The following is a 21,866-nucleotide window of genomic DNA, read 5'->3' on the forward strand; positions in this document are numbered from 1 at the left end:
ACATGGCACGCATTGAAAAACTGGAGGCTATTATGTCCATCATTCAAACCATTGGCATTGACCTCGCCAAGAATGTTTTCAGTATTCATGGCGTTGATGCATATGGCAAGTGCGTCTTACGCAAAACGGTCAAAAGAAACAAACTCTTAGAGACACTCTCCAATATTCCACCCTGTTTAATTGGAATGGAAGCTTGCTCAGGTGCTCATCATTGGGCAAGAGAGTTTATTAAACTCGGTCACAACCCTAAAATCATGGCGTCTAAGTTCGTTATACCGTATCGACAAAGCGAAAAGAATGATGCTAATGACGCTGAAGCTATTTGTGAAGCCGTTGGTCGCCCAAAGACTCGGTTCGTATCAGTCAAAAGCGAAGAACAACAAGCGGTGCTTTGTCTGCATAGAATAAGGCAAGGCTTGGTAAAAAGCCGAACCGCAACGATAAATCAGCTACGAGGATTGCTCTCTGAGTTTGGTATCGTATTGCCTCAAGGGCGCTATTCACTCCAAAAACAAATCAGAGAAATCTTGGAGGATGCCGAAAATGGCATACCATTTCTCGCCCGCGAATTGCTCAATGACCTACACCTTAAAATCCTCAATCTCAACGAACAGATACTAGGTTATGACCGAAAGGTCTACCAACTCAGCCGCAAGATGAAAGATGCGAATAAACTCATGAGTATTCCTGGTATTGGTGAGCACAGTGCAACGGCAATTGTCGCCACCGTCAATGACGGCAAGCAGTTCGGCACAAGTCGGCAATTTGCCCCTTGGATTGGATTAGTTCCAAGGCAGTATTCAACAGGCGGACACATCCATCTTGGTCGCATTAGTAAAAGAGGCGAAAAACACATCCGCACTCTACTTATTCACGGTGCTAGAGCCGTCATTGCACGATGTAAAACCAAGACGGACCGAACAAGTGTGTGGTTACAACAACTTGTCGAACGAAGAGGATATAAGCGAGCGGCAATTGCTCTCGCAGCAAAAAACGCTCGAATAATTTGGGCGATATTAACGACTGGAAAAGAGTACGACGTTAACTACATAAACGGTTAACTCTCACCGAGTCATAGCAATAGCGAATGATGACAATACGGTCAGACCGAGATGCTTAAACCTGATTAGCTTGGAAGTAAAAAATACTGTTTAACGAATGAGGTCAGCATCAAGCGAATATCATCAGGGTGACGGATAGAGTCCGACTAAACACCGAATGTAGAGCTGCTGTCCGATCCACTGTTGTCAGCGGGAGCTATTGTTGACAAAAGAGGGAGTCCATGTAGCCAAGCTAAGCTGTGAGTGAACGTGTGCCATGTCTGAGCGCTAGCGAGCTCGGCACGCGTTCACGAATCAGATTTAAGCGCCTTGTTATGTGGTTTCCTAAAGCTAATGCCTATGTGAACAAGGCCACGACTAATATTACTATGCCTAAAGTTCTAGCTGCCCATTCAGTCAAAGGAAAACCCTTCATATTGAATGTATCAAAACTAAATGAAATCGCACACAAAACGCTGCCAATGCTAAATAAAATGGCGCTGAAACCGCTCAGAAAAATACCACCATTACGTGAAGGAAGATAAATAACACCGTCTAATGTCGAATATATGGCATACGCAGATAACAACAGAAACACATAAAATCTGATTTTTGACACCATTATTAGTGATTTACCAGTATTCAAACTCTATTCCTTTAACCACATAACAGCTTATTAGTCGGAACGTCCACTAACTCTACTTCCTGCTAACTTAGCATATCGTTCCATAACAAGCTGAAAAGCAGATGATTTTTTTGAAGCCATAAGGATAATCAGGAAAAGAGCCTCACAGACAATTTCCGATTAGTTTTCTGATTGTGTAGTACATACAGCCAGAAGTTTTTAGCTGGTTAAGAAGTCTGTTTCGCAGTCGATTGAAGACTCGTCTGCCAGCGGACAATAGCAATCAGTAGCACAACCAATAATGGGGCGCAGAGCCAAAGCTGAGTTTGCCACCCAAAGGCATGTAAAATCCAACCGGCAGATAGCGAGGCGACGGCTTGGCTTGCGAAAATAAAGAAGTCATTCATCGATTGCACTTTTGGCGCTTGTTCTGGACTGCATGTGGTTGGGAGTAGGGCAGTTGCAGAGACAAATAGGAAGTTCCATCCGATTCCGAGAAGGACTAGCGAGCCCCAAAACAGTTCTATTTGGTCTCCCTTTAGCGCAATCGCGATGCTAAGAGCAAAGGCAATAATCCCCAACACCATCATTGCTGCAAAGCCGAGTTTACGAATTAACCAACCGCTAAACAATGAAGGGGCGAACATGGCAAATATATGGCTTTGTATCACCCATTTAGTGTGTTCCAGGCTGTGTCCCACATTGCCATGCATGTGAAGAGGTGTCGCCGTCATGATAAAGCTCATTACCGCGTAACCGATGGCGCCTGCTAATACCGCGCATACTAGATCGCGCTTGGTCACTAACTGTCCCCAAGTCATCTTAGAATCAGGTCGATTGGTTTTGGGTACCGGTGTTGGATCTAGGCCTAATAATACGATGGCAGCGATGCCATTGACGATGGCCATTAATACAAACGAGCCTACGTAAGGGGTCGACAGCCAGTCTTTACCAAAACTGGCGAGTTCTGGCCCAAGAAAAGCGGCCACAAGCCCGCCAACTAATACGCGAGACGCGGCTTCTGCTCGGCGCTGGGGCGAAACCCACTCCATAACCGCAAAGCGATACTGCTGCACAACAGCCATACTTGCGCCAAGTATCACCGCAGATAAACAAAGTAGCCAGAACCACTGAAGTGCAACGGACAGCGCTGCGAGTAATCCGCCAAACACCGCTACCCAGGCGCCTGCAACGATAATTGGCTTACGTCCCCAACGACTAATCGCGACGCCCATTGGTAAAGTGGTGAGTGCAACGCCTGTGATCATCAGCGCCAATGGAAATGTCGCCCATTCGGCTTTTGGGGCCAGTTCAAGGCCAATAATTCCGCCAACAAATACCATGGTAAACCCAGTACTCATGGTAAGCGCTGCCACTATGATGAGTAGCCAAGCGGAACGTGGGAAAGCCGAATCTGTTGTCATTACGCCGTCCTTTGCGTGTCTGGGATAATTACTATACGGCTTTGTGTAAATGAGTTAAAGAATTGTTAGCATTACAAGTATTGTGTGAAGTGCGATACATACTCGGGCTATTGGACAAAGAAGAGCTCTGAGATACTGGATTGACCGAGAACGGGCTAATTACTTGTCCGAAAATTGCAAAATTTTGTCGATCACAAATTGCATCGCCGGGTTCACCGGCTTTTCGGTTCGCCAAATCACATCTGTGTACCAATGTGCGGTATTTTCAACGTCTAATTCAAACTTATCTATCTCGCCACTTTCAAGTGCGTCACCACACAAATACAGCGGCATGATTGCCCAACATGAACAGTATTTCACCAGTTCCAACATTTCATGCAAGTTATTGCAATAGGTGATTTTATTACTAAAATTGTGGCCGTCACTAAGCCCTAAGTCTTTCAAAAAATTGACGGATATTTGTCGTAAACCACGCACTTGGTGCATGGTCAGTTGTTTACCGGCTAAACCTAGTTCGGGCGAGGCCACGTTTGCAATCGGGAAGCTAAACGCTCTAGCCGAAGAGAGTTCATGCGGCATCGAAAACGTCCCCATACTAAAGCCCAGATCCGCCTGACCGGTCAATACCCAGCTTCTGACTAAAAGTGGATCACCACTTATTATTTTCACTTCTAGGGTTGGAAAACGTAGGAACAATTGTTTGTAGACGTTAGATAACTCGCTCCCACGCAGTGCTGAATCTACGGCAAGGGTAATCCGGCTTGGTTCATCATCAAGTAGGCTATTTGCTTTAGCATCGAAGTGCTCTAACTCTCGCAATACCGAGCGAGCATGATCATAAAGTTCTTTACCTTTTTCGGTAAGTTCAAGAGATCGGGGCTTTCTAATAAACAGCTCAAAGCCTATTTCACTCTCAAGGTTGGCGACTAACCCACTGATGGTGACGGCATGTTTACCTAAGCTTCGGCTGGCGGGTTTAAAGCCACCTTTCTCTATTGTTTCTACAAATGCACTTAATTGTTCCACTGAAGTTGTCATCATCAATCCACTGGGCTGCATCTTAAGGATAGGTTTAACCTATCCTTGGTAGCATGGAGAGTCAAACGAAACTGCATAATAATCTATCTCAATCCTTGAGTTACTTCAGTGGTTGAAGTAGCGGTCGATAAATTAGTAGGCAATATTATGACACTATCACGTACTTTTAAATTCGCTCCTCTCGCGTTTGCTCTATTAGCAGGCAACGCATTGTCAGCCGATTTTTCTCAACAAGAATTGGCTTACATGCCAGCAAATACACAAATTGAGCTTTTCAAGTCTGGAATGATCACACCCGTTGATGTAGTAAAAGCGCAAAAATCACAATATGAAGCAACAAATAATGTGGTTAATGCAGTAACGTATGAGCATTGGGACTCTGCACTAGAAGCCGCTAAAGAAGCCACTAAACGCTACCAAGATGGGTCTTATCGTGCGATGGAGGGTGTAACTTATGCGGTTAAAGATGAGCACCACGATAAAGGTTGGAAAGTGACATTTGGCTCTAAGCTTCATATGAATGATGCACCTAAAGACCACGCTGACCCAATGGTGTCGAAACTAAACGAAGTGGGTGCGATACCTGTTATTCAAACCACAGTTCCAGAGCTTTACTTCAATTGGGTAACGAGTACCGACGCATGGGGGACATCTCGCAACCCTTGGAATCCTGATTTTGCAGTGGGTGGTTCTTCAGGTGGCTCTGGCGCAGCTGTCGCTGCAGGATACGCGACCATCGCTACAGGCTCTGATATGGGTGGTTCTATTCGTATACCGTCATCATTCAACGGCCTGTATGGTTTAAAACCAGCGGCATTCAGTGTACCTAACTCATCGCTATACTCTTACTTCTCAGGGAGTGGTCCAATTGCACGTAGTTTTGAAGATATGGTGATGATGTACAACGTCATGTCGGGTCCCGATGCATCATGGTCGGTGCCAACAGTAGGAGAGCAACAGAAACTCACTAAAGACGTTGAATCACTAAAAGGTATGAAAATCGCTTATCTCGGTGACATGGGGACAAGTCCTATGGCGAACTATGTAGCGGAAGGTATGGAAGACGCAATGGAAGTCCTTCGCAAACAAGGTGCAGTTGTTGATGTTGTTGACTTTGATTTTGACATGCAAATGGGCCTATTAGAAGGTGTTTCTAATCTCGCATTTTCCGGAGCGATGGGCGCGCCCATGCTAGAAAGTTATGCAGAAGTGACAGACCAAATGACAAGCTACACAGGTGGTCTACTTAAAAAAGCCATTAGCCATAAAGAAGATTACAACGGTATGGCTCAAGCCAAAACTGAGGCGGAAGTTCAACGTATGTGGACTAAGCTGGCGGAAGAAGTCTACGCGCAAGGGTACGATCTTGTTATTGCACCGACTATGCCGACAGTTACGGTACCAGCCGATTACAACTTCATTACTGATGCGCCAATCCAAGAAGACGGTCAAACTTACGATAACGCAGTTGGTATGATGTACACACTACCATTCAACCTATTGGGTTGGTTGCCAGCGGCTAGCGTACCAGCAGGTCTAAGCCCAGACGGTGTTCCATTCGGTCTACAAATCATAGGTAAGCCAGATGACACAGCAACTGTGGTGAAGGTTGCAGGTGCTTACAGTAAAGGCGCACCTAAATTCTTTACCGGAGATTTGATGCCAAAAGGTGTTAAGTAATACCACCCTTATTAACTAGCCGAAGCCTCGCAATCATTGCGAGGCTTTCGTATAGGTGTTTTAGGTTTCGGGTAGCAGCTCAAAAAAATCTTTAAATTAGCGCTAGTTTTTTATTGAGTTCACCAACAAGCATTAACCTAAATACTATCAAGTCGAAAATGCGGGTTGCTCAGTAAGCACTTCTCAAGTCGAGGCTGTAACCACTCTCGAAAGGCAGCCTCTTTTTCTGCTCTTTTAACATCGTCGACGCTGAATACTTTGTACTTACCTTGAGTCTCTGGCTCGCCAAGGTATTTTCTAATTGCAGAAGATGTCCAGAGGCGATCTGATTTTAGCCGCGCAACGGTTATCCATTCTTCTGACCACCTTTTGAACTTACGGTGCTGCTGTTGTAGTCGACGCTCTTGCTTGGCCATAAACAGCGCTGGGTCTATGACGATTTGTTTGAGTTCAACCGGCTGATCGGGTGAATAGTCCAACATAATTATCCTTACATTTTGTAGTTAGCGAAAAGGGAGAATTTAAGCTCAAATCTTTTTGTACTGGTGCATCAGCACTAACGTTTTTAGAATTAAAGGGCACGAATGGAATCGAATAAATGCTAGGGAAAGTGGTTTGTTGCACGCCTCATGTTCTCTAGCTGCACTCGTAATAGGAGTACATTCGGATTATCTCGATTACAGTCGTTCGGTTTATCTCTATAAACGTTGCGGGGTAGTATATTGCTTTTGGCTGTATCAATGTCCTAAGCTAGCTTTCGTTCTAATATAACCTGAGGTTAAGTGTTATTTCTTAGCGCAGTCCCTGCCCATTGACTTGACGACACGCCAACTTAATAGCCTTTATTGGACGATTTTGAATTAAGGATACAATTTTCCAAGTAGTAATCGTAACGAATGAAAAGCGACTAAAACTCGTATTCTATCCCCACCGCGAAGACAACGTCCGTAGCTTTAGGTTGTACGCCATTTTCATCGGCTATTGGCTCGGCGGTATTGTCTATGATAGTCATTAGCTCTAAGTCAAAATCGTCGACGATTTCAATATCAAACCCGGTTTCAATTCGCTGAATAAACCGCCCTGACTCTTTGTTGACGACTTTGGCGTCGTAAACGAGGAAGTATTCTAGATCGGAGGTAATGTCGTACTCAAAATCGAGACCAAAGGCCAGTGCTGGAGAGAACACTTTGTCGTCTGCGCCTGCTTCAACATTAACAAACTCTGTGTGTTGAGCGCTTGGACCGGCATAAACGTTAATATCGAGCCCTGTTATATCTATGACTTCATAACCCACAGCAACGCCCAGAGAGGTCTGGTACTTGATGTTTTTCAGCTCGTCCAATAACAGGTCGTAACTGGGTAGGGTAAAATAGAGCTGGTGTGAGTAGAAATAGTCGTACTGTGCGGTAAACCTATGATTATCTTCGGTTACGACACTGCTTCCCGAGTCAGAATTTTTTACCTGTTCGTACATCGCTCGATAGGTAAAGTTAAAACGTCCTGTTGTGACTAAGTAACGCACGTCCGCGTTACCATAAAAGTCGACACTTTCGGTATTGCCAGATTTAAAGTTAAACCCAAGGCTCAGGTTTCCTGTCCACAAACTGTCGCCGCTTTTCTCTGAGGGCGTGATAGACAAAATGTTCTCTCTTGGGTAAGTAACCGCGGGAAGCTCCATTGTATAAACATGCTCTTCATCAATGACGAGGTGCCCCTCGATTATGGTGCCATCAAGAAAACGAAGCTGCATAATATCTTTAGTTCGAAGTTCCTTAATGTCTTTCATCTTTACTTTATGAACGCCAACCTCATCACTATCAAACTCGACTCGTTCATCGTACATGGCAATGATGTCTCCTCCCAACAACTCTCCTTTATGGACGAGTAGCCAGTCGAACTTGGTGGGTACAGAGGGTATTTCAATGAACCATGCAGGAGCGGTCAGTTGCGGCTCTTCGGTCTCAGAGCCTACCGCTGACTCAGCATACATTGAAAAAGAAAGCGCAATAGCGCAGAGGGGTGCGCTCATTGTCTGTGTGCGAGACGTCATTGTCATAGTGGAACAAGCTCCTTGTGTTCCATTAAAGTTAGACCATATCTCGAGAAATATTCAATAAAATCATACGGATTGAATAGCTATTAGCAGTTCAAATGTTTATCAATATTAGCAAATGTTACATTGCGCACAGATTTGCGAGCGATCACCTAGCCGGCTCAGGCAATAACTTTATCGATAGAAAACAGCTGATGTTTAAACAATCTGGTAACCGAATTAGTAAGACCACCTAAAACCAGTCGCTTGCTCTGACACTGCCCACAGTTTTTTCGATACCGTTTTGTCGACCGCGTGCGGGGCTAACTCACATTGACCTACGGGGCCGGTGAAGTAGTTAAATCCAGTCGGGCCGTAAAAGCCTTTTTCATCCAAGTCAGGTTCTAGCGCGCACATTAGCTCTGGGTATGCGCCTTTTTCAGCTGTTTGGGTCAGAGGTGTTTTCATCATAAGTCCAAAGATGAAGCGAGATAACCCATTTCCGCTGGTTGAAATGAGCGATGTTCTTGAAGAGCCTGGATGACAGGCATACACTTTGACGCCGGTTTTACCTGCTCGTTTGAGCCTATCTTGCAGCTCGTAAACTGACATGATTTGAGCAAGCTTACTTTGGCTGTAGGCGGTGTTGGCAGTGTAGTCGTGATCCCAATTCATATCGTCAAATTTAATGGTCTTGATGCCCATTTTGTAGCCTTCACTGCCTACCGTCACGATACGACCTTGGGACTGCTCAATCAGTGGGTAGAGCAAACCTTGAAGCAAAAAGTGACCGTAGTGGTTTACACCCAGTTGGCTTTCAAAGCCGTCTTCGGTGATCACTTGTTGGGGAACTTGGGCGATCGCGCCATTACACATAAGCGCATCGATGCGAGATACTCGCTCTAGTACTTCACTCGCCGCTTTTCTCACGGAAGATTGCACGCCTAAGTCAACTTGAACAAAGGATACATCGACGTCATCACCCAGTTGGGTTTTTAGTGCTGATATAGTATCAGCCGATTTTTGTGGATTACGATTGAGCATCACCACCTTGGCACCTTTTGACAACAATATACGGGTTGCTTCATAGCCTGTGCCGCTAGTTGCGCCGGTGATCAGGTAGGTTTTTCCGTCTAAAGAACCAATTCGCTCTGGTGTCCAACCTTTTGGTCCAAATGGATTGTTGTTTTTCATTGTATCACTCCTGAGTGTCAGTGCTGGTGACTGGGCTAAAAACCCATTGCCGTTCGTTGAGAGTAAATATAACTCTCACAATGCTGAAGAAATAGGCGCATTGGTCTCTAAAAAATGCCTATTTGTATCACTAGGAGATTTTGGAGCTAGAAGGGTAGGTGGGAGTAAGTTGGTGGGTTGAATAAGATGCTCACGGACAAAAAGCGCACTTGATGACAAGTGCGCCTTTAAAAACCGAGCTATTTGTTTACAGGTTTGAATACTCTAACCCAGTCAACAAGCATCGTCGTTTTGCCGCTGCTATCTAGAAGTTCACTGTCTGTTGGATCGTGTGTCCACCAGCTTTGCAGCTCCATGTTTATGATGATGTCAGCCGCTTTGTGAAACCCTTTGCCTTTTTGAAAATCGTATGGGTCAATGACCGAAACCTTCGAGGCGTTACTTGCCGCTTTTAGCGCGGCAAAGTCAAAGTCGCCATTGTCGGTGGAGTGGGTCACTACCGTTTGGTAGCCATCGATGACTAAGTCGTCGTTTGCGACTTTCGGGTAGCTGTATTCCCAGCGGTCGTTCATTTTGGTCGCAAACGCATTGGCGTACAGCACACGCACTAACTCTCCATTGATGAAATACTCAAAATGCCATGGGTTAATCCAGTTCACCCCTATTTGCAGGTACTGTCTCGTCCCATTATTCCAACTGTATTCGCCCCAACTGTCGTAGTTGCCTTGAACAAGAGGTCCATTGCTGGTGGTGTTTTCCCACCAACTGTTACGGTCTCTAGGCTGATAATCGGTGAAAGGATCTCGAATGAATGAGTGGTGGCTCAAATGAATAAGCTTAGAGAAGTATCCGTTGCCGTTACCATTGCCCGCATAGGCTTCTAGGATGTCGATTTCTTGTGTGTCATCTGGGCTGAGCAACCATACCGCTGCGGCCAAAGATATGTCGGCCATGCTAACGCTTGCTTCGACAAACACCGGATATTGCACCGTCGCGTTGGAAGAGATGCAGCCTGTATTCACCCCAGGCTTATCTTGTTTGCTGGTACTAGGATTGCGTGAAGTGCGTAGCTTCAATTTGCCTTCATTACCGTCAACCGATACGTGATCAGGCTGCCAGTATGTCGCACCCGGCCCATCCCATTGATTATGATAAAAGTTATACCATTTCCCGGAACCAAATTCGGTGGTGGTGTTATTGGTTGGGGTAAAGGTGTAGTTAAAATCATCGCTGAGTTGGCTTTGCAGTTGCCATTCCATGTTCGCGTCGACAAAAGCAGGTACAGGTAAACCTGTCATGTTTTCGGTATCGTGCCCAGCGGAATAACCTGTGCTCGATATGGTGGTTAATTGACTGCTGCTGTTTGGCGGCGAATCGTGACGAATGAGTTGGCTACTGCCTGAATTTGAGCTGCCAGAGCCCCCTCCACATGCGGTGAGCGTCACCGCGATGAGAGTAACAAGTGGTGTCTTTTTCATCTTTATCCTTGCTTAACTGTGTGTTGAAGTTTGGGATGTTGACTGGTGTATTTTGCCTATTTATCTTTTGCGGTGTGCCGCTGCGTATACATGCGGGTATGGATGCGCTTTGCAGCCTCGACCATGGGCTTGTATGGAACGTCTGCGACAGAGACAAACCCAACGTTGTAGTTTTCACCGTCATAGGAACGACCAGTGATGGGCGAATCTAAGTATTGGAACCAGTGAGCGCCAACGAAATACGGATTGTCGATGACTGTTTGCATATAGTCTTCGTACATTTGTGCGCGCTCTATTTGATTGGTCGCACTGACTAATCCTGGGTGGTAAAAGCCGGTTTCTTTAGAGCCAAAGTGAAATTCACCAATGATACTAGGCATATCGACTTCTTCGAGGAAAGACCACTGCTGTGGATGGAGCCCTTCTTTGTAGTAGTTGTAACTGATCACATCGCAATGTTTTGCCGCCGCTTTCACCACATCTGGCGTCATACCCCAATCGGCGAATCTTGCACCTAAATAGAGGTGATTAGGCAGCTGTGCTTTAAGCGACTCATTGACGACCTTGAAGTATTGAGAGGCAAACACCTCCAATAGCATTCCGTAGTCGTCAAGTTGCGCCGTATTGTGGGCTAAATTTTTGACACCAGAACTCAATGACGGCCAGTCTTGTATGTCGGTTTTCCACGCTTGATTAAGCGCGTCTATGCTGGTGTATTTCTGTTTAAGGGCGTCAACAAACGCAGATTTAGTCGGGCACTCGCGTGCGTCTCTGCCTAGAGTATGAATGGCAATGCCGTGTTGCCCCTCAATGGTGCCCATGCGCCCCCACGACTTTTCGTTATCGATGAAGATCCCAACACACCATGGTGAGTCTTTGACCTCGTGTTTTATTTGTAACACGGTTGCCTCAGCTCGCTCACGAAATACGGGATCAAACGGGTCTGGAAGGGGAGACCAGAAATCATCACCGCTAGAGACGACTTTAAAGTCACCAATTATCCAACCGTTTGCAAAGTAAGGGATAGAATCGTTGTTGTAGAATTCGGGTGCAGCCCAGTTTCCTAGGCTAGTAAAGCCCCAATTCAACATGCGATCGATTGTGACGTTTCGCCACCGTTCTAAATAGCGCGCCTTGCCGTACTTTCGCTCTAGATTGGCGGCGTAGAAACTAAAGGTTTCCCCTGCATCAAGCGCTCCTTCAAACAGCTCGCGCATGTATCCGTAATGCTCAGCAAGTGGTTCGTCATAGTTTGGTAACCACTGAAAACAGTGTTTACGAAGCGGACTGGCTACCACTGCGCTGGCTTTTGCTTGGTCAGATATGGGAAGTTTCTCAATAGAATCTTCAGGTGTGAGGTCATTGGGATCACGTTGTGGTACTAGGTTATGGTCATAGTCGATACCGGTCATGGTATAGGCATTGGCCAATCGAATGACGTCGACTCCAGTTGCGAAATAAGGGTAGCCTTCTGGGTCAATGAGCGACCATTTGCCGTCGATTTTTTCGGTGCGAAAGTACCCTGTTGCTTGGTATTGCTGGCCCCCGGTATAACCACTGTATTTTGAACGTTGAGGCAGTGTGCCTTTTTGAAGCTCTAGCAGTTCTTGTTCAGTGAGTGCGGATAGTTGCTCATCCGACTCGATTTTATCTTGATATTGCGCCGTGGCATTTTGCCCATAACGGTCAATAATCTGCTCTAGAAAGTTCGGGTTAGTGTCTGGGCTGTTAACCAAGTTGACGCTATGCAATGCCAAATGGTGATCGATAAGCGAACCGTGGATACTCAGCTCAATGTGCGCGATGTCGGTAAGGTCTACATTCATTGAACCCCACATCCATGTAGCGTACTCACTGTTGTGTGACCATGGCGCCGGATTAGAGCGTAACCCCGAATAGTAGTTGGTTTTGCCCTTTAAAAATTCGCCTTTTAGTTCAACAAGGTAAGTCTTTCTAGAATAACCATCTACGGTAATGCTGCGGCTGTGCATCGTGCCCGCGCGATCGAACAAGTTGATAAATACTTGCGTTGATCGGGCATTGGTATTGCTTAGCTCAAGTGCCAAACAGAAATCGCCATAGCTACTCCAGTCCCACCTTTCGTCACCCACAGGCTTTAGGTCTAATGAAGTGTGGAAGTGTTGCTGGCTTAACGAAACGAAGTGTAGCGCGTATTCATCGTCACTACGCTTCATGGACAAAGTTTGATTAAGAGCAGAGATCTGGTTTGGAATCGTCATGCTGTCAAAAGTGAGCAACGGTGTGATAACTGAAAGTGAAGAAGCGGACATGTTTTTTCCAAACGTTAACAGGATTGCGATAATACTAGACCAATCCACCTTAGTTGTTTACCAGTTTGTGGTTCTCGTTTACCAATATTTGATCTTGCTCTCACAAGGTAATCGATGGTGAAGTGGTTAAATCATTAGACTAATGAATCTGTTACTCATTTTTTAGTCGATTATTCTAAGGCAATGAGAAAGCGGTCAAAGTTACCAACGGCTGTTTGTCATACAATATCAAGAAAGATAGACAAGATATTGCTCAATCAATTAGATCCGTTAAACTGTACCAATTCGGAATTCGGTTTATGTGTGATGCTAATTTAGCCGTTTGAGCTATTGGCTAGGAAGGTATACCCATGAAAGAACCTACTACTAAACGTCGCTATTATGACGTTGGTTTACAAATTGAAGAACTGCTCTATTCAGGTGTGTTTAAAGCAGGCGAAAGACTGCCTTCTGAACGAGAGCTTAGTGAGCGCTTTGAGACGAGTCGCGCGACTATCCGCGAAGCCATTATCATGCTGGAGTTGAAAGGCTTAGTGATAGTGAGGCAGGGTGCGGGTATTTACTTTATCGATTCCCCTGAAAAAATCGACAGCATGAGTATTGTCCCGCACAGTGACATAGGGCCTTTTGAACTGCTTCAAGCAAGACAAATCATCGAAAGTAATATTGCAGCCTTTGCGGCATCTCAAATTAAGATCAATGAGTTGCGTGAACTTAAACGTGTTCTAAGCTTGCAAGAAAATGAGCTCGATGGGGACAGTGAAAAGTTTGAAGAGTACGATCGTCAGTTCCACCGCTTAATCGCAGAGTCGACGCAAAATAGAGTGCTCATTAATCAAGCGAACGACATGTGGCGTTCTGTGCGAACGGAAAACCCGCTGTGGAAAGAGCTTAATCATCAATATCTGCACGATATCGCTCTAAGAAGCACATGGCTTAATGACCACAAGCGTATTTTTATTGCGTTGCAGAAACGGTCAGCAGAGGACGCTCGCCAAGCGGTGTGGCAGCACATTGAAAACAGTAAGCAAGAGCTGCTTAAAATAGCCAACAGCGATGGCGCTGATGCAGATCTGGATGACTATTTCTTCGCTATGGAATTTGATACCTAGATTCATTTGTGTACGTAATACCATTTCAAGCCGAAGCTGCGTCTTCGGCTTGTGTCTTTGTAGAGTGTGATAACGACTATGGCAGACAAGCCAACAACCAACAAATACGCCGTACCCGCATTAGATAAAGGGTTGGATATCTTAGAGTTTCTGGCCTCGCAAGAGACGCCTTGTTCGCAAGCAGATATCGCCGTTGCTTTAGGGCGATCGCCAAACGAAATCTATCGTGTACTGGTTGGTTTAGAAGCTCGAGGGTATTTGCATCGTGATGATATATCCGGTAAGTATCGCGTTTCGCTAAAGCTCTATAATCTCTCTCGTCGCATCAACCCTGTTGATAAAGTAAGGCAGTGTGCGCTACCTCATATGGAAGATTTGGCGTTCACCACAGGCTGCTCAAGTTATTTAACAATGCTTTATCAGAGTCAAACTATGGTCATCGTTCATGCCTCTAGCCATGCTCCGGTGTCTCTCAGTATTGCAGAAGGAACCCTGATCCCAACCAGTACGACCAGCCCTGGTAACATCTTGTTGGCCAACAGTAACGATGAAGTTCGGGGCATGATTTTGGAACGCGATGACGCATTTCAAGGTATGACTAAAGGTGACAAAGCAACGTTGTTAGCTCGACTGGATCAGATTCGTGATGAGCAATACCACATTGCTGACAGTCCATTTGTGGCTGGGGTGACCGATTACTCAACGTTGATTGGTGAACATGAGGGATCGGTGATCGCAGCGCTGTCTCTATCCACGATGCCTACACCACTGAATCACGTTATGAGCCAACACGAACTGATCACAAAACTTCAACAGGCTGCACTCAATATTACCGAGCAATTAGGTGGCTAGTAGCTGCTTCGTTTTGAGCTAATGACCAAGCTTTGAGTTAAGGGGTTGGGTACTTGCATTTTTGACATCGATTGCGCGCCATCAATACGCAAGCTTTGCTGTCACAGCTGCAGTCTGCGCTAATAAGACAGTTCATATTTTTACCCTCACCCGCGCCCCCAAAAAAAACTGTTTAATATTGCGCCTAATTGCGCAAATTAACAGCCAACTAGCATTGATTTTCATAACTTTACATACCTTTACGTTATTCGATATTGTGTTCTGTATGATGCGTTGTAACCGATTACATCTTTCAACTTTTCGAGCATAAAGGTTCCTTATGAAATTACGTTATGGAATGGTCGCATTCATCGTCGCGTCTCAACTACTTACCCTTCCAGTGTATGCAGCAGGCCCAGGTGGCCCTGGCGGTGCGAGATCAGGCGCTGCGCAAGCAACGTTAGTAGAAACAACTACCGTTGCAGAGCACGAATTACATCAAACACTCAACTTAGTCGGCAAGCTTGAAGCGAGCCAATCGGTGGTCATTGCCCCAGAAAGCGCCGGACGTGTAGACAAAATATTGGTGCAAAATAACCAACAAGTGGCAGAAAATGAAGTGCTGGTGGTACTGGATACCGCCATGGCAGAAATGAACGTTGAAGAAGCAAAACTGACTTTGGCGGAAGAGCAGCGAATTCTGGGCGAATATGAGCGCCTCGCTGAGAAAAAAGCGATCACGCAAACATCCATTGCAGGACAGCGTGCAAAAGTGCAAATCGCCGAAGTGAAGTTGGCAAGTGCTCAGCATGATCTTGAAGAGCTTTATATTAAAGCCCCATTCTCTGGTACCACAGGGTTTATCAACTTTAGCCGCGGTAAAATGGTGTCGACGGCGACAGAGCTGCTGACCATCGATGATCTTTCTGTCATGTATGTGGACGTTTCAGTTCCTGAAAAGTACATGCAGCAACTTTCTGGAAGCGGTTTGAAAGCAACGGCAACCAGCCAAGCGTGGCCAGGTGTGGAATTTACAGGCACGTTAAAAGCTGTCGATACCCGCGTAAACCCAGACTCCCTAAACATGACTGCTCGCATCGAGTTTACTAATTCAGATACGCAGCTTAAACCGGGCATGCTAATGACCGTTGGACTCGAGTTTGCGCCTGTTTTTGAACCTATCGTTCCAGTGCAATCTATAGAATATTCGGGCAGCAAGCGTTATGTGTATCTTGTCGGTGATGACAACAAAGCGATGCGAACCGAAGTATCGCTAGGCAGTAGCTATGACGAGCAAGTCGTAGTGACTGATGGATTGGACATTGGCGATCGCATTGTAGTGAGAGGGACTGTGAAACTGCGCGATGGCAGTTTGATCACAGACCAAAACGACACGCCAAAAGGCCCTATGATCTCCGACAGTCGTGGCGCTCAAGAAAAAGACGCCGCTGAGCAAGGTATGCCTGCTAAGGGAGACAGCTAATGCTGATTTCGGATATTTCAGTAAAGCGTCCCGTAGGCGCAATAGTACTTAGCTTGTTGTTAATCGTGTTTGGCTATATTTCTTTTACCAGTCTGCCAGTACGTGAGCTGCCAGACATGGACAACCCTGTTGTTTCAGTGAGCACAACTTACAGCGGTGCTTCTGCCGACATCATCGAATCACAGGTGACATCTGAGATAGAGTCGCAATTGGCCGGTATTAGCGGCATTGATGAAATCTCATCGACATCTCGCGCCAACAGCTCGCGCATTACGGTCACGTTTGATTACAGCCATGACATCAACGAAGGATTGAGTGATGTGCGTGAAGCGGTTTCTCAGGCACAGCGTCATTTACCGTCAGATGCCGACACGCCAATCATTACTAAAAGTAACTCTCAAGGCCAAGGCTCGATGTACATCAGCTTTACTTCTGAGACTTTGGACCGAACTCAGCTAACCGACTACGCCGACCGCGTGCTGGTGGACCGATTTGATCTGATTGACGGCGTTAGTGCCGTATCGGTGAACGGTGCGCTCAATAAGGTCATGTATGTGCAGTTGATTCCAGAGTTGATGGCCGGCAGAAACGTTAGTGTGACGGATATTTCGAATGCACTTCGAGCCGAAAACTTGGAAGCACCGGGCGGCGAGATCCGTAACGATAGTGTGACCATGTCGGTACGTACCGAGCGTTCCTATAATGCGGTTGAAGACTTCAAATATCTAAAAGTGAAAACTGCCAACGACGGTTCGGCGATTTATCTGCAAGATGTGGCGACTGTTTACGAAGGCGCTGAAAATGAAAACTCGATTTACAACAGTAATGGGGCGGCAGCAGTTGGTTTAGGTGTTGAAGTTCAATCGGATGCCAACCCATTGCAGGTTGCACAAAAAGTGCATGAAGAGGTCGAAAAGGTACTTCCATTTCTACCCGAAGGCAGTGAATTGCGCGTTGACTATGACTCAACAGTATTTATTGAACGCTCAGTCGAAGAGGTATACAGCACGCTAGTGATTACGGGCGGTTTGGTGGTGCTTGTTCTCTACATTTTTATTGGCCAAGCTCGTTCAACCCTAATTCCAGCGGTTACTGTACCAATTTCGCTAATTACCGCGTTTACAGTGGCCTACTTTATGGGCTACTCGATTAACTTAGTCACACTGATGGCGCTAATCCTCGCCATTGGTTTGGTGGTGGATGATTCCATCGTTGTTATCGAAAACATGTTCCACCATATTGAAGAAGGCGAAACGCCTCTGGTTGCTGCTTATAAAGGTGCGCGAGAAGTGGGCTTTGCGGTTATTTCAACTACCGTTGTTTTGGCTTCCGTATTTTTACCAATAACCTTTATGGATGGCCAAGTGGGACTCATGTTCACCGAGTTTGCGGTGGTATTGTCTGCTGCGGTGATAGCCTCTTCATTGGTGGCATTAACACTTGCGCCAGTATTGGGCAGTAAACTATTTAAGCAAAAAGAGACCGTAAACTGGGTTAGCCGTGTGGTAAATGCGGCGTTTGGTCGTTTGGAAGCGGGTTATCGCTGGCTGCTTCGCGGTTCTATGAAGATCCGTTGGATAGCGCCGTTAATTATTGTCGGCTGTGTGTATGGCAGTTATCAAGTGGCAACACAAGTGCCGTCTCAACTGTTTCCAACTGAGGATCGCGGCGTTGTGTTTATGATGATCCGCGGCGCAGAATCGACCAGCTTTAATCGTATGGCTGGTAACATTGAGGAAGTGGAAGAGAAACTTCAAGTTTTGATGGACCAAGGTTACATTGCGGCATACAGCTCTCAATCCCCGGCGTTTGGTGGTAACAGTGGCGACAATGTTGGTTTTGTAATTATGCCACTATCGGATTGGAGTGAGCGAGATTTTAGCGCGGCAGAAGCCACAGCGATGATCCGCAAAACCGTTGGTGATATCATTGACGTACGCACGATCCCAATGATGCCAGGCAGTCGTGGTGGCTCTGACGAGGCGGTGAAATTTGTATTAGGAGGCCCTGACTATACAGAGCTTGCAGAGTGGGGCGACGTCCTGCAACACATTGCCGAAGATAGTCCGTATATGGAAGGCGCAAGCATCGATTACAATGAAAGCACCCCTGAAGTGATCATTGCGATTGATAAGCAGCGCGCAGCAGATTTAGGGATTAGCTACTCGGATCTATCCAATACTCTAAATGTCGTCTTAGGCGGATCGAGCGTCACCACCTATGTCGAACGTGGTCAAGAGTACGATGTTTACTTGCGCGGTAGTGAAGACAGCTTTAATAGCAGTACCGATTTGAGTCAGATTTATATCCGAACTGAAAGCGGCGGTATTGTGACTCTAGATACCGTTGCAGATACTCAAATTGTTGCGTCAGCGTCTCGTCTTAACCGTCTAAACAAACAAAAAGTAGTGACCTTAAGTGCAACGGTTTCTGAAGGTTATACTTTGGGACAAGCGCTTGATTTCTTAGACCAACAAGCGATAGAACAGCTTCCTGCCGATATTACAATTAGTTACTCTGGCGAGTCTAAAGACTACAAAGAGAACCAATCGAGTACTTTGGCTATCTTTGGCTTGGCGCTACTGATTGCGTACCTAATCTTGGCGGCACAATTTGAAAGCTTTGTCAGTCCGTTGGTGGTGATGTTCACCGTTCCTATGGGTATTCTTGGTGGCTTCATTGGCATGATGCTGCTTGACCAGAGCTTGAACATGTACAGCCAGATTGGGATGATCATGCTTATTGGTATGGTAACCAAAAACGGTATCTTGATTGTAGAGTTTGCGAATCAGCTGCGTGACCAAGGGCAGGCGTTTGAAGAAGCGACCATCAATGCGGCGTCACGTCGATTGCGTCCAATTATGATGACTGCGTTCACCACTCTTGCTGGTGCTGTGCCACTCATCATGTCGACCGGTGCAGGCTTTGAAAGTCGAGTGGCAGTGGGTTCGGTTATATTCTTTGGTATGGCGTTCTCGACGCTGGTGTCGCTGTTTGTTATACCGATGATGTACCGCTTATTGAGTGCTCGCACTAAGTCGCCGCAATTTGTAAGTAGACAGTTGGAAAAGCAACTTGCGAGGCTTAAATCGTCGAAGAAAAAGAGCAAACAAGCAGAGACAACTGAACAAGGGGAGCTAGAAAGCTCAGCCGCCTAACTTGTTTATGAATATGGTTTGAAAAAAGAGCCACTAGCAAGTGGCTCTTTTTATTGGGATTGTGCCAAGTGTTAATGCACAAATAGCTTAGGTTGCAAACTCACGACTCCCACATTTCAGGCCAATAGCGATAGACGCAGTGGCCATGCTCTTCTAAGCGTTGCTGAGCTTTGGCTAAATAATCGAGACTTTGCTGCTTCGCTTGTTGTTGATCGCCTACCAATAGGGTGTAGTGGTTGGTGGCCACTTCTTTACCGGTAGAATCTTTAAGCGTTAATTGCACTTCAAAGTCACCTTTTGCATCACTTGGTAACACCCATTTGATTGGTTGAAGGTTTGACGCCGAATCGGCATCAACATCCACCATGATTGAGCCTTCACACTCAGTATTTTGATCTTGATAACGGACCGTCCATTCTAATGAAAGTTCAGGGTAATCACGTTGGTAGTCGTTGACAATCCATAGGTTGGCTTCAAACGGTTTACCTGCTTGCCAACGTCTTTTTGAAAACTCGAGACTCGGAAGCAAAGGTTGATAGGTGCGCTTCAAGTAGTCGTAACTGACTTTCTTTTCACCATAGAAATCAACCACGCCCCATTTGATGTCTGGCACATGAGTGATGAAATGGCATAGCGCAACACCGCTCATTTTTGGTTTGCGGCGTCTATAGGTTTCTAGTGCAAACTGAATCACCGTCCCTTGGGCTATTTGGGTTGCTTCGACAAACTCTTCCAATGAACCCATTTTGTAGTCGTTAAACACTTCAAAGTTTAGGTTAATTAAAATATCGATGTCGGCCCAATGATAGGCCCAACTTGGCCCCATTGGCCAAAGCTCGTCATTTGGAATGAATTTTTTTAGACTGTCGATGGACGGTGCCGATGCTGCCGTTAGTTCAGGAATAATGCAGCAGTCTAAAGACGGGTAATACTCTTCCATAAACTCCGCACCACCTTGATAATAGTGCTCATTGGCGTGAATGGACTCATGAGCTTTGAACCCCATATTTTGCGCAGACTCTGAGCTTAGTGGTGATGCAAGACCATAAGGTGTATTGGTATATTGTGCTACCGCCTCACCGATGACTTCCATCAACGCTTTGTTGCCACTCTCTTCATGTGCGCCAGAGAAAAACACTTCCTCACCGCCCATCCAATAGATGAGAGAGGGGTGGTTGCGACGCTGCTTTACGGTTTCAATACACTCGTGAAGAACGCCATTTACAAAGGTTTCGTCGCTCGGATAGGCTTGTGTCGCCAAGGTGAAATTAGTCCAAACGGTGATACCCAGCTCATCACAGATGGAGTAGAAATCTGGGATTTCTGGCGGGTGCCAACCAAAAATACGCAAATTGTTGATGTTGGCTTCTCGGACCATTTGCAAGCGGTCTTCATATTTTGCAAGGCTATTTTGACCGTAAAGGAAAGATGGTTGACCACCCCAACAAGCAGAGCGCAAAAAGTGTCGTTTTCCGTTAATGTAAAAAGTCCAAGGAAACTCTGCCTCTTCTCGGCTGTAACCAGGATTGTAATCCATAACTACTTCTCTAAGGCCGATGGTTTCTTGGGTTAGATCCATCTCTGCGCCATCTTGAGAAACTTGTACTTCAAGCGTATACAAGTTTTGCTCGCCCATGTCCCAAGGCCACCAGAGTTTTGCGTCGTCAACTTCAAGTGTCATTTCCACTTGGTTTTCACCCGGTGCAACCACGGTTTTTTGCTCGGTATACAAGGTGTGAGTGTTGCAGTTTTTTCCTGTTAGTGATGAATTAACGATAACCTCTTGTGAGGTATTGGAATGGTTTACGACAGTATAGATGGCGCTGACTTTAGCTTGAGCATCGCCTAACACTTTCACATCAGTGCGAATGTCTTTAATACGGACTTTGTCTGTAGCTTCGACTCTAACAGGGCGCCAAATGCCAAACGGAACCAATCCAGAAAAATAATCACCAGAGAAGTTCACTTTTTTGCCACCACAGTTACGATAGTTCTTAGGTGGTGGATCCAGCTTAACCATCAACATGTTGGAGCCGTCGCGCCAATCTGCAAAGCTCGCGACCTCACTAATATCAAATTCAAACTCTGAAAACATCCCTTCGTGACGGCCCAAGTAATGACCGTTTAACCAGACCTCACAGCTGTAATCGACCCCTTCAAAAATAAGGCGAATGTGTTTGCCTTGCATTTCGTTAGGCAGTGCAAAACGCCTGCTGTACCACCATTCGTAGTCCGCAGCCCACTTTGCTCTATGCATATTGCGACCAAAGTAGGGGTCGTCAATTTCGTTGGCACGATAAAGGTCGGTATACACGTCCCCAGGTACCTTGGCGAAGTTCCAGCTAAAGTGCGTGCCTTGATATTCCGCGGGGAGTAAATGCAACCCTTCCTTAACGCCTTGCTCCGGACGCATTCGCTCCATTTGCCAGCGTTTACCGCTGAGGTCTACGTTAATCCTTGTCATAGTTCAGTTTCCAATA

15 protein-coding genes are annotated in these 21,866 nt (G+C 46.0%); 6 read left to right on the plus strand and 9 right to left on the minus strand.

Annotation, left to right across the window (positions count from 1 at the left end):
- Positions 1 to 32: 32 nt before the first annotated feature.
- Positions 33 to 1,061, plus strand: coding sequence for an IS110 family RNA-guided transposase (locus tag JQC93_RS03020; protein ID WP_205156974.1), 1,029 nt, complete (start codon positions 33 to 35; stop codon positions 1,059 to 1,061).
- A 337-nt stretch (positions 1,062 to 1,398) separates the two neighbouring features.
- Here JQC93_RS03020 and JQC93_RS03025 read toward each other — a convergent pair whose 3' ends face one another.
- From JQC93_RS03025 to JQC93_RS03035, 3 genes are all read right to left on the minus strand, one after another.
- Positions 1,399 to 1,686 carry a hypothetical protein gene (locus JQC93_RS03025; RefSeq protein WP_205156975.1) on the minus strand — a complete coding sequence of 96 codons (288 nt, stop codon included), beginning with the start codon at positions 1,684 to 1,686 and terminating at the stop codon, positions 1,399 to 1,401.
- 206 nt (positions 1,687 to 1,892) lie between these two features.
- Complete coding sequence (locus JQC93_RS03030; protein ID WP_205156976.1) at positions 1,893 to 3,089, minus strand: MFS transporter; 1,197 nt, start codon at positions 3,087 to 3,089, stop codon at positions 1,893 to 1,895.
- A 159-nt stretch (positions 3,090 to 3,248) separates the two neighbouring features.
- Complete coding sequence (locus tag JQC93_RS03035; protein WP_205156977.1) at positions 3,249 to 4,127, minus strand: LysR family transcriptional regulator; 879 nt, start codon at positions 4,125 to 4,127, stop codon at positions 3,249 to 3,251.
- Positions 4,128 to 4,274: 147 nt separating this feature from the next.
- On the opposite strand from JQC93_RS03035, the gene JQC93_RS03040 reads away from it, so the two are divergent.
- A complete protein-coding gene (locus JQC93_RS03040; RefSeq protein ID WP_205156978.1) occupies positions 4,275 to 5,807 on the plus strand; it encodes an amidase in 1,533 nt (510 codons plus the stop codon).
- Between the two features lie 137 nt (positions 5,808 to 5,944).
- On the opposite strand, the gene JQC93_RS03045 is transcribed toward JQC93_RS03040, so the two are convergent.
- The 5 genes from JQC93_RS03045 to JQC93_RS03065 all read right to left on the minus strand — a co-directional run bounded on the left by JQC93_RS03045 (position 5,945) and on the right by JQC93_RS03065 (position 12,802).
- Entirely contained in the window at positions 5,945 to 6,289 is a 345-nt protein-coding gene (locus tag JQC93_RS03045) for a hypothetical protein (RefSeq protein ID WP_205156979.1), read from the minus strand.
- 425 nt (positions 6,290 to 6,714) lie between these two features.
- The gene (locus JQC93_RS03050) at positions 6,715 to 7,863 is read right to left on the minus strand and encodes a DUF481 domain-containing protein (RefSeq protein ID WP_205156980.1); all 1,149 of its coding nucleotides are present in this window, start codon (positions 7,861 to 7,863) and stop codon (positions 6,715 to 6,717) included.
- A 216-nt stretch (positions 7,864 to 8,079) separates the two neighbouring features.
- On the minus strand, positions 8,080 to 9,033 hold the full coding sequence (locus JQC93_RS03055; RefSeq protein ID WP_205156981.1) for an SDR family oxidoreductase: 954 nt from the start codon (positions 9,031 to 9,033) through the stop codon (positions 8,080 to 8,082).
- Positions 9,034 to 9,272: 239 nt separating this feature from the next.
- Positions 9,273 to 10,511 (minus strand): LamG domain-containing protein, encoded by a 1,239-nt coding sequence (locus JQC93_RS03060; RefSeq protein ID WP_205156982.1) that lies wholly within the window; start codon positions 10,509 to 10,511, stop codon positions 9,273 to 9,275.
- 56 nt (positions 10,512 to 10,567) lie between these two features.
- Positions 10,568 to 12,802, minus strand: coding sequence for a beta-galactosidase (locus JQC93_RS03065; RefSeq protein ID WP_205156983.1), 2,235 nt, complete (start codon positions 12,800 to 12,802; stop codon positions 10,568 to 10,570).
- A gap of 350 nt (positions 12,803 to 13,152) precedes the next feature.
- On the opposite strand from JQC93_RS03065, the gene JQC93_RS03070 reads away from it, so the two are divergent.
- The 4 genes from JQC93_RS03070 (at position 13,153) to JQC93_RS03085 (ending at position 19,386) form a co-directional block, all read left to right on the plus strand.
- Positions 13,153 to 13,914: an FCD domain-containing protein gene (locus JQC93_RS03070; RefSeq protein WP_205156984.1), complete on the plus strand. Its 762-nt coding sequence runs from the start codon at positions 13,153 to 13,155 to the stop codon at positions 13,912 to 13,914.
- A 78-nt stretch (positions 13,915 to 13,992) separates the two neighbouring features.
- A complete protein-coding gene (locus tag JQC93_RS03075; RefSeq protein WP_205156985.1) occupies positions 13,993 to 14,766 on the plus strand; it encodes an IclR family transcriptional regulator in 774 nt (257 codons plus the stop codon).
- Between the two features lie 319 nt (positions 14,767 to 15,085).
- On the plus strand, positions 15,086 to 16,228 hold the full coding sequence (locus tag JQC93_RS03080) for an efflux RND transporter periplasmic adaptor subunit (RefSeq protein ID WP_236009255.1): 1,143 nt from the start codon (positions 15,086 to 15,088) through the stop codon (positions 16,226 to 16,228).
- The gene (locus tag JQC93_RS03085; RefSeq protein WP_205156986.1) at positions 16,228 to 19,386 is read left to right on the plus strand and encodes an efflux RND transporter permease subunit; all 3,159 of its coding nucleotides are present in this window, start codon (positions 16,228 to 16,230) and stop codon (positions 19,384 to 19,386) included. Before JQC93_RS03080 ends, JQC93_RS03085 begins: the two co-directional genes overlap by 1 nt.
- 100 nt (positions 19,387 to 19,486) lie before the next feature.
- On the opposite strand, the gene JQC93_RS03090 is transcribed toward JQC93_RS03085, so the two are convergent.
- Positions 19,487 to 21,850: a glycoside hydrolase family 2 protein gene (locus JQC93_RS03090; RefSeq protein WP_205156987.1), complete on the minus strand. Its 2,364-nt coding sequence runs from the start codon at positions 21,848 to 21,850 to the stop codon at positions 19,487 to 19,489.
- Between the last annotated feature and the right edge of the window lie 16 nt (positions 21,851 to 21,866).

This window comes from Vibrio ulleungensis (assembly GCF_016900875.1).
Lineage (GTDB): Bacteria > Pseudomonadota > Gammaproteobacteria > Enterobacterales > Vibrionaceae > Vibrio > Vibrio ulleungensis.

Bases quoted from the DNA above. Each gene is read 5' to 3' on its own strand.
- JQC93_RS03050 (WP_205156980.1), bottom strand. From the start codon at position 7,863: ATGACAATGACGTCTCGCACACAGACAATGAGCGCACCCCTCTGCGCT.
- JQC93_RS03060 (WP_205156982.1), bottom strand. From the start codon at position 10,511: ATGAAAAAGACACCACTTGTTACTCTCATCGCGGTGACGCTCACCGCA.
- JQC93_RS03085 (WP_205156986.1), top strand. From the start codon at position 16,228: ATGCTGATTTCGGATATTTCAGTAAAGCGTCCCGTAGGCGCAATAGTA.
- JQC93_RS03070 (WP_205156984.1), top strand. From the start codon at position 13,153: ATGAAAGAACCTACTACTAAACGTCGCTATTATGACGTTGGTTTACAA.
- JQC93_RS03080 (WP_236009255.1), top strand. From the start codon at position 15,086: ATGAAATTACGTTATGGAATGGTCGCATTCATCGTCGCGTCTCAACTA.
- JQC93_RS03030 (WP_205156976.1), bottom strand. From the start codon at position 3,089: ATGACAACAGATTCGGCTTTCCCACGTTCCGCTTGGCTACTCATCATA.
- JQC93_RS03020 (WP_205156974.1), top strand. From the start codon at position 33: ATGTCCATCATTCAAACCATTGGCATTGACCTCGCCAAGAATGTTTTC.
- JQC93_RS03055 (WP_205156981.1), bottom strand. From the start codon at position 9,033: ATGAAAAACAACAATCCATTTGGACCAAAAGGTTGGACACCAGAGCGA.
- JQC93_RS03040 (WP_205156978.1), top strand. From the start codon at position 4,275: ATGACACTATCACGTACTTTTAAATTCGCTCCTCTCGCGTTTGCTCTA.
- JQC93_RS03045 (WP_205156979.1), bottom strand. From the start codon at position 6,289: ATGTTGGACTATTCACCCGATCAGCCGGTTGAACTCAAACAAATCGTC.
- JQC93_RS03090 (WP_205156987.1), bottom strand. From the start codon at position 21,850: ATGACAAGGATTAACGTAGACCTCAGCGGTAAACGCTGGCAAATGGAG.
- JQC93_RS03035 (WP_205156977.1), bottom strand. From the start codon at position 4,127: ATGACAACTTCAGTGGAACAATTAAGTGCATTTGTAGAAACAATAGAG.
- JQC93_RS03065 (WP_205156983.1), bottom strand. From the start codon at position 12,802: ATGTCCGCTTCTTCACTTTCAGTTATCACACCGTTGCTCACTTTTGAC.
- JQC93_RS03075 (WP_205156985.1), top strand. From the start codon at position 13,993: ATGGCAGACAAGCCAACAACCAACAAATACGCCGTACCCGCATTAGAT.